This window comes from Streptomyces sp. NPDC012510 (assembly GCF_042955065.1).
Lineage (GTDB): Bacteria > Actinomycetota > Actinomycetes > Streptomycetales > Streptomycetaceae > Streptomyces.
In genome coordinates, this window is the sequence record NZ_JBIBEN010000011.1 from 104,916 (window position 1) to 116,971 (window position 12,056).

Genomic DNA, 12,056 nt, shown 5'->3' on the forward strand with positions numbered 1-12,056 from the left:
CGGGCCCGGCGCTCAGCCGCCCACCCACGCCTGCCAGCGCCTGGTCACCGCCTCCCGGTTCTTGAGCCACCAGCCGACGTCCAGGTCGAAGCCGGACCGGAGGTGTCCCGGAGAGCTCGCCAAATTCGCCGCCGTGGTCTCGGAGATGTACGCGTACGCGGCCGGCACGACAGGGCCCTCGGGGAAGACCCGGGCGTAGTGCGCCTGCACCTCGGGCCGCAGGGCGAAGTCGATGAGCCGGTAGGCGGCGTCAGGATTGGCCGCTCCCTTGGGTACGCCGTATCCGTTGCTCTGCCTGCGAGCACCGTTCCACTGGTACGCGAGAGGGGAACCGCCCTCGACCAGGGTCTGGATACGGCCGTTCCAGGCGCTGGACGCCACGACCTGCCCGCGCTCCAGCAGCTCACCCGGCTCGGCGCCGCTCTCCCAGAAGACGCGCACGGAGCTCCTGAGGGCGTCGAGGGCCGCGAAGGCACGGTCCACGTCGAGGGGGTACAGCCGGTCGAGCGGTACACCGTCGGCGAGGAGGGCGAACTCCAGCTCCGGCCAGTCCAATGCACCCTGCACAGCGCGCGGGCCCGGAAATCCCCCGGTGTTCCAGAAATCCGCCCAGGAATCGGGTTCCTTACCGCTGAACGCGTCGGTGCGATATGCCAGGACACTCGCCCAATAGCTCTTCCCGACGCCGTGGGTGGTCAGCAGGGACTTGGCGATACCCGCGTTCCGGGCGTGGGGCAGTCGGTCGTAGTCGAGTTCCTCGGAAACGCCCTCCTCCTCGAAGAGCGCCAAATGCGTCATGTTGATGTCCATGACGTCGAACCGCGGCCGCCCCTTCTTGATCTGCTCGATCATCTGCTGGTGCAGAAAATTCACCACCTCGATCCGGATACCGGTCTCCTTGGTGAACGGGTCGTAGACGGCCCGCCGGTTCGCGGTCTCGTACGCGCCGCCGATGTTACGGACGACCAGCAGGTTCGGGTCCTTGGGGGTGGCGGTGCCCAGTTCGGCGTCCGACGGCCCGCAGGCGGTGAGCGAGGTGGCGGCGACACCTGCCGCGGCTGCGGTGACTCCTCGAAGGAAGGCTCTGCGGTCGATCTCGAGATCTCTCACCCTCTGCCTCCTGTGGACGTGGGTGCAGGGGTTGCGGCAGGCGGCCTTTGCGGCGGACGACCCGTGACGGTGGGTGATTTCCCTAGCGGGCTCGCCGCATTCTCGGCACGGCATCACCATTTCGCCGAAGATCTTGCGTGTGAAGCTTTCGACAGTGTGCCAGGTGGTGTCCCTGATTTGCCAGAGCAAGGAGAAAACAACGACGGTGCGCGATCCAGGGGCCGGGCACGCGGCCCTCCGTCAGGGGGCCGGTGTACCGTCCACGACGTATCCCCGCCCTTTGCCGACGATGTCCTACAGCGGGCGGCATTGGAGGCGGCGCGTGGATTGGTCGAGGAACACCCAGGCGCGCGCCTCCCGCTCATCAGCTTGTAGGCCGCGTCCGTGTTGTCCGCGCCCTTGGGGATGCCCCAGCCGTCCGTCATCCGCCCGGCGCCGTTCCACTGGTACGGCACGGGCACGCCCCGCTCGATCGACTCATCCGCGCGACCGCCCCACAGATTGGTGGCCACGACCTCCTTGCGGCCCAGCGGGACGGCCGGCGGCGCGACGGTGTTCCAGAAGCTCGTGTGCCGTGTGGACCGGTGATGCCTCGGGTCAGATGCCGAGCATGGTGTTGAGGTCATCCAGGGACTTGACGGTCACGTAGTCGTAGCCGTGGGTCACCGGGTCGTAGCCGCGGTCCAGCAGGACCAGGTTGCGGAAGCCCGTGTCGTGCATCGGCATCAGGTCGTAGCGGGTGTGCGAGGAGACGTGCACGAAGTCCTCGGGGGACGCGTCGAGCTTCTCGAGCATGTACTCGAACGCGGCGTACCGGGGCTTGTAGTAGCCGGTCTGCTCCGCGGTGAGGACCGCGTGGAAGTCCGCCCCCAGCTTGGGCACGCTCTCGGCCAGGAAGGAGTCGTCGGCGTTGGAGAGGATCACCAGCTTGTAGTGCTCGGACATCTTCTTCAGCGGTTCCACCACTTCCGGGTGGGGCCCCCAGCTGCGAACGCCGTCGGCGAACCGCTTGCCCGCGTCCGGGGCCGCCTTGATGCCCCACTTGCGGCAGACCCGCTCGAAGGAGTCCTGAAGCACCTGCTCGTAGGGGTAGTACGTGCCGCGGACCTGGTCGTAGCGGTAACCGCGGAACTCCCGGACGAACTGGTCCTACTGCTCGGCGGGTATCTGGTCGCCCACGAGCCATACGTGATGGGGGTGATCGGGTACTCGATCAGCGTGCCGTAGCAGTCGAACGAGACGTACTTCGGCCGGAACTGCAACGAGGGAATGGCCATGATGATGCTCCGATCCTATTTCGGGTGAAAACTGCACTTTGTTTGGAACTGGCTCTTGAGGATTGCCCTTGCGGGGCTTCCCGGAGGTGTGTGATGACGTCGTTCAGGCTCACTGCCAAGGCAAGCTCGACGTTGATCCAGTCGTCCTTGGCGTGGCCGAGAAGGTACTCGCGCCGATCGGGCGCGTGTTCCGCGCGCCAGTTCGTGATCAGCGCACGCAGTGTGAGTCGTGCCAGCGCGGCAATCGGGAGCAGGGGAAGTTCCGAGACCTGGATCGGCCGCTCCCGTTGGAAGTCGGCCGCGAAGGCGCAGGCATCGCGCCAGGGTTGCTCCGGCGTCCTGCCGAGCAGGTTCGCCATGGGAACGGCGGGGTCGAAGATGACCGCACTGCGCACGGTGTCCCCGAAGTCGATGACACCGGTGACGAAGTGATCGGTCCGTGGATCGACCACCACGTTGTAGGGACTGAAATCCCCGTGGATCACCTGCGTTTCCAGACCACCCAGCCTCGGAACGACGTTTTCGCCGAAGAGCCGGAAGACCGACTGGGCCAACCGGCGGTGCTCGGGGCTCGGCGTGTGCTCCACCAGTTCGGTCAGTTGGTGGAAGTGTCGGATGTCCCAAGCAAGGCCTCGTCGGTCCGCCGGGTGCGTGAACTCACTGAGCGCCACGTCGATCAGACCCAGCATCTCGCCGGCCTGGCCGAGGCGTTCGGCGTCGGGGTTCGCCTCGGCCAGGACCTGGCCTGGGTAGTGAGCCGAAGAGCTGCTGATCGCGAGTGCTGCGCTCGCTGACATCTGGTCAAGTCGCTTTGTGTGCAGGGCGGTCAGCCCGGCGACGTCAAGGACGTTCCGTCTGTTGATGCGACTGACCGCGCAAGGGTCCACCGTCTGATCGTTGCCCGCTGCCGACAGTCAGTTGTCGTCGACCCCGGCTTCCGGGCCGGTGCCCCCGTGAGGAGGCGCGGACCCGCGTGCTTCGGGGACCTGATCGGTCTGTCGACGGCGCAAGGAGCGGTCTACGCCTGCCTGACGATCGCTCAGGAGCGGTTGGGGGAAGCCGTTCTCGGGGCACGGCGCCAGAGTCAGCTCATCGAGCGGTCCGCACCCGCCTTCTGGCCGCCGGGTGACCGGGCCACACCGCTGACAGGCCACGTGCCGCGACACGGCCGTCGGGAAGTGCCCGGCCGTCGGCTCGGGGGTGTCCGGAGCGCTGGTCACGGGATGTGGTGGAGGCGGCAGCGGCGGGAACGTTCCGCCGGGCCGCCTCGTTGACAATGAGCCCGTTTCGAACGCCGTCCCTGGGAGTATCGTGCCCGAAACCACGCCCGCCACCGCCGCAGTCCTCCCCGCACTTCCGACCCTGAGCGAGCAGGCCGAGCGACTGATCGGACTGGGTGTGCACGAACTCGCCGGACTGTCCGCCGACAGGCTTCGCACGTTCGCCAAGTCCGCCGCCCGAACGGACGGTGACGGCGCTCTGCTCGCCGTTCATCCGGACCTCGCCCCTGCCTCCGCCCTCGCGCCGCTGCTCCGCAGGGGCGACAAGCCGGGCTTCGTCGTCACCGACATGCCTGACGTCGACCGCTTCGTCCCTTGTGACGTCGAGCTGCCCGACGCCCCTCTCTACCTGGTCACCGGTCCCGACCGCGGTGACCACATGGCCAACTGGAGTCCCGAGGAGGCACTACCCGCCCTCACCAAGGAAGATCGCACGCCGCTCCTGCTCACCGAGGGCATTCACTGGGTGATCCAGCAGCCCTCGGCTCTGGAGCGCAACCACTGCTTCATGACCATCGGCTCCCGGCTGCGCAAGGCAAACGGCACGCTGGACGCCCGTACCCCGGCGATCTGGATCAGTAACGGCACCGGCCGGGACGGCCGTGAGCGCCGCGACGCGCCCAAGGTCGGCTGGTGCTGGTGGGGCAACCGGCACACCTGGCTGGGATTCGCCTCCGCGACGACTCGCCGGGGCTGAACCGGATCCTTCTGCCTCGTAGATCACGCCGGAGGTCCTGCCCGTAGATCACGCCGGTGGTAACGCCGGTGGTCATGCCGGTCGTCCGTCCGCCGTCAGCAGCAGCCGACGGATCGTGTCCGCGTCCAGTGCCGGGTTCGCGGCGGCGGTGTGGGCCAGCTCCTCGTCGTCGAGGAGTTCCGTCAGGCGTGACGGCGGGAGATTCGGGTGGCGGGCCGCTGCGGCCCGCACCGCGGGGTCCGGGTCGTGGGTAAGCCGTTGCACGGTCGCCGGTTCGGTCTCGGGATCGCGGGTGGCCAGCGCCCGGACCTCGGGGTCCTCGTGCTCGGCGAAGACGGCCAGTCCTTGAGTGGGGAAGTTCGGCCGGGACGTCAGGTGGTCGCGCTCCGGGCCGGTGTATTCGAGGAAGGCGCGCAGCAGGAGTGACGCCGGGGCGTCCGGATGGTTCTGGGCCAGCAGGACGCGTACGCCGAGGTCGTCGTCATCGGCCAGGCGTGCGACAAGGTCCGGTGACAGCAGGTGGTCCTTGGCGGCCTGTCGGCGCAGCAGCGGGTGGACGGAGAGGGCGTCGCGGCGGACGGCCTCCCGGTCCCGGGGTACCCAGGGCGCGGGGTGGAAGACGAAGGCGTGGTCCATGGGGATCTCGTAGTCGATGCCGGCTCGTTCCTCCTCGGTCAGTGCGGGGTGGACGGATACGGCCAGCCGTACGTCACGGTCGGGGTCCGTCGACAGCGCGCGCCGCTCGGCCGGATCCAGATCCGCGCGGTGCGCGGCCCTCCTCCGCACGTCCGGGTCCGGATCGGCGACGAGCGTCCGGCGCTCCGCAGGCCCCAGGTCCCCGCGCCCCGCGATCAGACCCCGTATCTCCGGATCCGGATCGGCGGCCAGCAGGGCCACCACGTCGGGAGGAAGCGTGGGGTTGACGGCGATCATCGCCCTGTCCTCCTCGCCGACGGGATTCCCGAGGACGCCGTCCACCACGGCCCTGCTGAGGGCGCCGTGGAGCAGCGCGTCGGTGCGGCCGTGGCAAGGCCGGTCCGGAAGCACGCTCTCCACCCAGGCCGGATCCCGGTGGCGCGCATGGCGCCGCGCCGCCTCCCGTACCTCGTCGTCGGCGTCCGCGAGCAGTGCCGCCCGCGTCTCGGTGGACAGCAGTGCCCAACTGCCGACCCCCCAGAGGCGGACCTTCGCGATCGGATGCGAGGGCATGGACAGGCGCAGCCTCGTGCTGATCTGCTGGTAGAAAAGGCCCCCCAGGAGTTCGTTGTCATAAGTGTTGATCATGTGGATGACGGTTTCGTCGGGCAGGGGCTCGGGCTGGGCGGGGAAGGCCACCCGGGGCCCCTCGGCGAGGTGGGCGCGGACGAACCACTCGGGGTCGTGAACGAGCCGGGCTCGTCGGGCCGGAGCGACGTGGGGGTTGCGGGCGAGGAAGCTACGGGTGAGGGTGTCGGGATGCTCGATCACCGCGTCGACCACGGCGTCGGGCAGGACACGGTCCCGGCACAGCACCATGCGTGCGGCCAGGGGAGCGTCGGCGAGCAGCCGCAGCAGGACGCTCTCCGGTGCGGACGGGTTCAGAGCCAGTCCGGCGAGTCGACGCGTGGGGAGGTCGGCGTCCTCCCAGATCTGTTCGGGCGTACGCATCCTGTGTCCCCCGGTGTGTCCTTCGCCCTCGTGCGGCCTCCGGCCCACGACCCTATCCGCCCGGAACGGCGACGGACCATGCGTGGAGCAGCGTGGTCGGCGGGGCCGACCGGTAGGGGAGCGGTGTCAGTGCCTACGCGCCACGGCCCCCAACTGCGGTACGGCCCCCAACTGCGGTACGGCCTCGTCCGCCGGGATCGGGGCGCCACAGGGAACAGGAGACCAGGCCCGGTTCCAGCAGTGTGAGGCCGTTGAAGTACCGGCCGAGCTGTTCGCCGCTGCGGGCCGTGACCGGCGGTGTGGCGTGGGCGCCCCTGGTCACTCGGCTGACGGGAACCACCCCGTCGGGACAGGCCGCCGCAGGGACCGGCGCGCCGGCGGCGATCCGGTGGCCGACCCTGCCGCGCAGTGTGCCGCAGTACTCCGTCCCCGCGGTCGGCCGGGAGTCACAGGCCCTGCCGGCCGCGTCCGCTGTTCGGGCACCAAGTGGTGCATCGAGGGGCCGGGCTCGAAGGCGCGGTGGCAGGTCGGGCTTCCCGCCCCCGTCGAGGTCACGTCGTCCAAGCCCTGACGGCCACCCCGGCCCACCGCTCGCCCCGGACCGCCACGGCCGCCGTCGCGACGCCTCACCGGGACCGGACCGTGCCCCCGACCACGGTCCCGGTACGCGCGACCCGCCCACACCTGCGGCCGTGGGCCGGCGCGAGGGCACAGGTGACCAGGGCACGCAGACACCTGTTGACTCTCCCTCCATGGGAGACCCGAGGGTGGCGCACATGCACGTCGAGGACAACACGTTCTGGAGCATCGGAGAGATCGCGCGGAAGTCCGGGCTGTCGGTCAAATTGATCCGGCACTGGTCCGACATCGGGCTCGTTCACCCGGCCCACCGCACCCCGGCCGGCTACCGGCAGTACGGCACCGAGGCCCTGGCCCGTCTGCAACTGGCCCGGACGTTGAGGGAGTTGGGCCTGGGACTGGCTGTCATCCGGGACGTACTGGAGCGCGAGGACACCCTGTCGGAGGTGGCCGCGACCCACATCGACGCGCTGGAGACACGGATCCGCCTGCTGCGGACGCAGCAGGCGGTACTGCGCTCCGTCACCCGCCGCGACACCACTGCCGAGAGGCTCACCACCATGACCGAGCTGGCGCGCATGTCCGCCGCCGAACGCCGTGCCGTCATCCAGGACTTCGTCACCGACACCCTGGGCGAACTGGAGGTCCCCACCTACCGACGGAACCTGCTGGCGGCCACCCCGGACCTTCCCGCCGACCCCACCGACGAACAGGTCGACGCCTGGCTCGAACTGGGCGAACTCGTCAAGAACCCGGCTCTGCGCGACAGCCTGCACTGTATGGCCCGGTACGCCGCCGAACACCACCCGGGCGAGCACGACGACTCCGCGCTGCGGGAGGCGGAGCGGGTGACGGACGACTGGCTGCGACGCGTGGACACGGCGATGGAGCAGGGGGTCGCCCCGGACTCACCGGCGGCCGACCCCGTCGTCACCGACATCGTCGCGACGTGGCTGCCCACCAGGCCCACCGCGCACGGCGAGAGGCTCGCCGACGGCGCCCGGGCCAGAGCCCTGCTCCTGGAACAGCTCGAAGTGGCCTCCGACCCCCTGATGGAGCGGTACTGGCAGCTGCTCTGCGTCATCAACGGCCGACCCGTGCGCCCCACCATGGTCGCGGCCGGCCGCTGGCTGACCACCGCGCTCAGGGCGAACCCCGAACCCGGGGCGCGCGCCGCGCGACTCGCCGCGCTGTACGACACCGGGCGGGACGCGTGGGAACCGGTCGGAGTGCTCCACGCCTGTGAGCAAGTCCTGGACGCCGTCGACACGCTGGTCCGCGCGGTGGAGCCGGGCCGGTTCGACCTGCCGACGCCCTGCGCCGACTGGGACGTACGCACCCTCCTCGACCACCTGGTCTGGGAGAACCTGCTGTGGGCCGGCCTGGCCGACGGCACCCCCCGCGCAGACTTCGCCGCCGACCACCTCGGAGACGACCACGCCGCCGCGTTCCGCACCGCGGCCCGGACGGCACGCACGGCCTTCGCCCGCCCGGGGATGCTGGAGCAGCGCTACGGTCCCGCACCCGGGCGACGGCTCGTCGAGCAGCTGGTGATCGAGATGCTGGTCCACGGCTGGGACCTGGCCCGGGCCACCGGGCAGCCCTACGACACCGTCCACCACCTCGCCGAGCCGGCCCTCCGCGTCGTACGGGAGATCCACGCCGACCTGCCTCGCACCCCCGAGGCTTCCTTCGCCCCACCACGGCGTGCCCCCGCGCACGCCACCCCGCTCGACCGCCTGGCGGCCTACCTGGGACGCACCGTCGCATGACGCCGGCCCGCCGCCTCCGCGTCCCGACTGGTTGTGACATCCCCCACCTGCTCTTGCCGGGGCGAGGAACGCTTCCCTACGTTCGGCCGCATGCACTCCCATGACCCCGCGCAGCCGAGGGTCGACTTCACCGTCGACCTGAGCTCGCACGAGATGCTCCGGCGCGCTCATGTCCTGGACGCCCTCGGCTCCGACTGGGACCCCGTGGCGGCGCTGCGCGGCGAGGAAGAGGCGTACGAGCTGCTGTACTCCGGACTCGGCCCGGAGCAGCAGCGTGTCTACGACGAACTGGTCGCGGCCGGTGTGCTTCCACGCGGAGGGGGCGGTCATGCTGCCGCTTGACCCGCAGGCCGACATCGGGCGGCGCGCCTGGGTGGCCTGCCCGAACTGCGACGACCGTCGCGGGTGCGCCACCTGCGAGCAGGGGCGGACCTGCTCGGAGCACTGGCGCTATCTGCTCTCCAACGTCGGCAGCCTGCTGCACCTGCAGTGCCGGTCGTGCACCCACATCTGGACCCACGAAACCCACTTCGGTGCCACCCGCACCCCGTGGGAGCGCATTACCAGCGGCCTGCGACGACGGTGAGGCCGGACGGCGCAGCGGCGCCCGCTTTCGGATGACTTCCGCCGTCTGTCGTCGAGGACGGCAGACGGGCCTGGTCAAGGATCACGGTCGGCGGCCATCCCTGCCTGCCGTTCGTCCGCCCGGAGGCAGCCGTGCACATCCTGCTCCTAGCCAGTGCGTTCAACAGCCTCACCCAGCGCACCCACGCCGAACTGCGCGACCGGGGCCACACCGTGGCCGTGGAACTCGCTCTCCCGGGCACCTGCCTGCCGGAGGCCGTGCGGCGGCACGCCCCGCAGCTCATCGTGGCGCCGATGCTGAAGACCGCGATTCCCGAGGAGGTCTGGAGGGCGCACACCTGCCTCGTCGTCCATCCGGGGCCCGTGGGGGACCGAGGACCGTCCTCCCTGGACTGGGCGATCCACGAGGGTGCCCAGGACTGGGGCGTCACCGTCCTGCAGGCCGACGGGGAGATGGACGCCGGGGACGTGTGGGCCTCCGTACGGTGCCGGATCCCCGAGGTGTCCAAGAGCGAGCTGTACCGGGGCGAGATCGCCGACGCCGCCATGGAGGCCGTCCTGCTGGCGGTGGAGCGCTTCGCCGGAGGCACCCACGTGCCGCTCCGGCAGGACGCGGCACGCCCGGCCGGCACGTACCCGCGCCCGCGTCCCTACCTCGACCAGGGCGTCCGGCGGATCGACTGGGCGGAGGACTCCACCCGGACCGTCCTGCGCAAGCTGAGGGCCGCGGACTCGCAGCCCGGTGTGCTGGACGTGCTGCTCGGCGGTGAGTGGTATCTGCACGGCGGCCACCCCGAGGGCGTCCTGCGAGGCCGGCCGGGCGAGCTGCTGGCCACCCGTGCCGGAGCCGTCTGCCGGGCCACCAGGGACGGCGCCGTCTGGATCCCCGAGCTCCGGCCCCGGCGCGTGCCCGGGCAGCCGCCCACGTTCAAACTGCCTGCCGTACGGGCCCTGGGCGACCGGCTGCCCCGGCTGCCCGAGCAGGTCATGCCCCGCCTGCCCGAGGTGCCGCACCGCACCTGGTCGGACATCCGCTACCGGGAGGACGGCGACACGGGCTTCCTGTCCTTCTCCTTCCCCGGCGGCGCCATGAGCACGGAGCAGTGCCGGCGTCTGCTGGGCGCCTACCGGGAGGCGTGCGAGCGGCCCACGTCGGTGCTGGTTCTGGGCGGCGAACGGGACTTCTTCTCCAACGGCGTCCATCTCCACGTCATCGAGGCCGCGGACGACCCCGCCGCCGAGTCCTGGGCGAACATCAACGCCATCGACGACCTGGTCGAGGCGGTGCTCACCACGACGGACCGGCTGGTGGTCTCGTCCGTCGCGGGCAACGCCGCGGCGGGAGGCGTCATGCTCGCCCTCGCGGCCGACGAGGTCTGGTGCCGCTCGGGCGCCGTGCTGAACCCCCACTACCGGCTGATGGGCCTGTACGGCTCGGAGTACTGGACGTACTCGCTGCCGCGCAGGGTGGGCCACTCCACCGCCGAACGGCTGATGAGTCAGGCCCTGCCCGTCAGTTCGGCCGGAGCCCTGCGCCTCGGGCTCGTCGACCGGGTGGTCGACTGCGGTCCCGACCGGTTCGCACACGAGGTCGGCGGCCTGGCGGCGCGCCTGGCGGCACTCCCGGCGACGGCGTCACGGATCACCGCGAAGAAGACGGAACTGGACCGGCTGGAGAGCACGACCCCGCTGGCCGGCTTCCGGGAGCGGGAGCTGGCCCGGATGCGGCGGGCCTTCGACGACCCGGACGCCCCGTACCACGCACTGCGTCGATCCTTCGTCCACAAGGAGCGGCCACCGCGCACCCCGCCGCACCTCGCTCCGGTCCCGCTTGCGTGAACCCGGCGGATCCGCTGCGCCGCCATTGTCACCGGAACGGCCCTCGATGGCGTCACCTCCCGGCCGAACGGCTGATACGAAGAGGAACGACGGTCGAAATGCGGCTTTCATCTCTTACCTCCCCAGGAGGCGGTCCCATGACTGAGGCGACGCTGGGCACAGCCGATGCCGCGGACACAGGCGGCGCACCCGCCGACGAGACACCCACGATCCACATCCTCTGGATCAACGCCGGCCTGAGCTGCGACGGAGACTCGGTCGCGCTGACGGCGGCCATGCAGCCCAGCATCGAGGAGATCGTGCTCGGTGTGCTGCCGGGGCTGCCCAAGGTCGCGGTGCACTGGCCGCTCATCGACTTCGAGTGCGGTCCGGTCGGCGGCTCGGACACGTTCATCGAGTGGTTCTTCAAGGGGGAGCGGGGCGAGATCGACCCGTTCGTACTGGTCGTCGAGGGATCCATCCCCAATGAGGAGATCAAGCCCGAGGGCTACTGGTGCGGCTTCGGGGACAATCCGGAGACCGGCCAGCCGATCACCACCAGCGAATGGATCGACCGGCTCGCCCCGAAGGCGCTGGCGGTCGTCGCCATCGGCACCTGCGCCACGTACGGCGGTATCCACGCCATGGCGGGCAACCCGACCGGCGCGATGGGGGTGCCGGACTACCTCGGCTGGGACTGGAAGTCCCACGCCGGCATCCCCATCGTGTGCGTCCCCGGCTGCCCGATCCAGCCCGACAACTTCTCCGAGACGCTCACCTATCTCCTCTACCAGGCGGCCGGCGCTGCCCCGATGATCCCGCTGGACGACAAACTGCGTCCCACCTGGCTGTTCGGAGCCACCGTCCACGAGGGCTGCGACCGCGCGGGCTACTACGAACAGGGCCAGTTCGCCCTCTCGTACGACTCGCCGACCTGCCTGGTCAAGCTCGGCTGCTGGGGCCCCGTCGTCAAGTGCAACGTGCCCAAGCGCGGCTGGATGAGCGGGATCGGCGGCTGCCCCAACGTGGGCGGCATCTGCATCGCCTGCACCATGCCCGGGTTCCCCGACAAGTTCATGCCGTTCATGGACGAGCCGCCCGGCGCCAAGGTGTCCAGCAACGCCAGCGGAGCCTATGGCGCCGTGGTCCGCAAGCTGCGGTCGATCACGGCCAAGACGGTGGACAAGGAGCCGAAGTGGCGCCGCACCGGAGACAAGATCACCACCGGCTACCGACCCCCGTGGTGAGCGACCCGCGCACGTAATCCGCTCCCCGCTTCGTGCACCCCCAC

At 70.4% G+C, this 12,056-nt stretch carries 10 protein-coding genes; 6 read left to right on the forward strand and 4 right to left on the reverse strand.

Annotated elements, in window-relative coordinates:
• Positions 1 to 12: 12 nt before the first annotated feature.
• From ACFY9I_RS21495 to ACFY9I_RS21505, 3 genes are all read right to left on the reverse strand, one after another.
• Complete coding sequence (locus tag ACFY9I_RS21495; RefSeq protein WP_391003883.1) at positions 13 to 1,110, reverse strand: extracellular solute-binding protein; 1,098 nt, start codon at positions 1,108 to 1,110, stop codon at positions 13 to 15.
• Positions 1,111 to 1,707: 597 nt separating this feature from the next.
• Entirely contained in the window at positions 1,708 to 2,187 is a 480-nt protein-coding gene (locus tag ACFY9I_RS21500) for an HAD family hydrolase (RefSeq protein ID WP_391003884.1), read from the reverse strand.
• A gap of 136 nt (positions 2,188 to 2,323) precedes the next feature.
• Positions 2,324 to 3,274, reverse strand: a complete 951-nt coding sequence (locus ACFY9I_RS21505; protein WP_391003886.1) for a phosphotransferase — start codon at positions 3,272 to 3,274, stop codon at positions 2,324 to 2,326.
• Positions 3,275 to 3,698: 424 nt separating this feature from the next.
• Here ACFY9I_RS21505 and ACFY9I_RS21510 point away from each other — a divergent pair, with 424 nt between their 5' ends.
• Positions 3,699 to 4,364, forward strand: a complete 666-nt coding sequence (locus tag ACFY9I_RS21510) for a DUF5701 family protein (RefSeq protein ID WP_391003888.1) — start codon at positions 3,699 to 3,701, stop codon at positions 4,362 to 4,364.
• Between the two features lie 72 nt (positions 4,365 to 4,436).
• Here ACFY9I_RS21510 and ACFY9I_RS21515 read toward each other — a convergent pair whose 3' ends face one another.
• On the reverse strand, positions 4,437 to 6,011 hold the full coding sequence (locus ACFY9I_RS21515; RefSeq protein WP_391003890.1) for a hypothetical protein: 1,575 nt from the start codon (positions 6,009 to 6,011) through the stop codon (positions 4,437 to 4,439).
• Positions 6,012 to 6,763: 752 nt separating this feature from the next.
• Here ACFY9I_RS21515 and ACFY9I_RS21520 point away from each other — a divergent pair.
• From ACFY9I_RS21520 to ACFY9I_RS21540, 5 genes are all read left to right on the forward strand, one after another.
• Entirely contained in the window at positions 6,764 to 8,362 is a 1,599-nt protein-coding gene (locus ACFY9I_RS21520; protein WP_391003892.1) for a TIGR03086 family metal-binding protein, read from the forward strand.
• Between the two features lie 90 nt (positions 8,363 to 8,452).
• Positions 8,453 to 8,704 (forward strand): DUF6400 family protein, encoded by a 252-nt coding sequence (locus tag ACFY9I_RS21525; protein WP_391003893.1) that lies wholly within the window; start codon positions 8,453 to 8,455, stop codon positions 8,702 to 8,704.
• Complete coding sequence (locus tag ACFY9I_RS21530) at positions 8,691 to 8,948, forward strand: hypothetical protein (RefSeq protein ID WP_391003895.1); 258 nt, start codon at positions 8,691 to 8,693, stop codon at positions 8,946 to 8,948. The genes ACFY9I_RS21525 and ACFY9I_RS21530 overlap by 14 nt, the downstream gene beginning before the upstream one ends.
• 131 nt (positions 8,949 to 9,079) lie before the next feature.
• Entirely contained in the window at positions 9,080 to 10,786 is a 1,707-nt protein-coding gene (locus tag ACFY9I_RS21535) for an enoyl-CoA hydratase-related protein (RefSeq protein ID WP_391003897.1), read from the forward strand.
• Between the two features lie 137 nt (positions 10,787 to 10,923).
• A complete protein-coding gene (locus tag ACFY9I_RS21540; protein ID WP_391003899.1) occupies positions 10,924 to 12,012 on the forward strand; it encodes a hydrogenase expression protein HypE in 1,089 nt (362 codons plus the stop codon).
• Positions 12,013 to 12,056 lie beyond the last annotated feature (44 nt).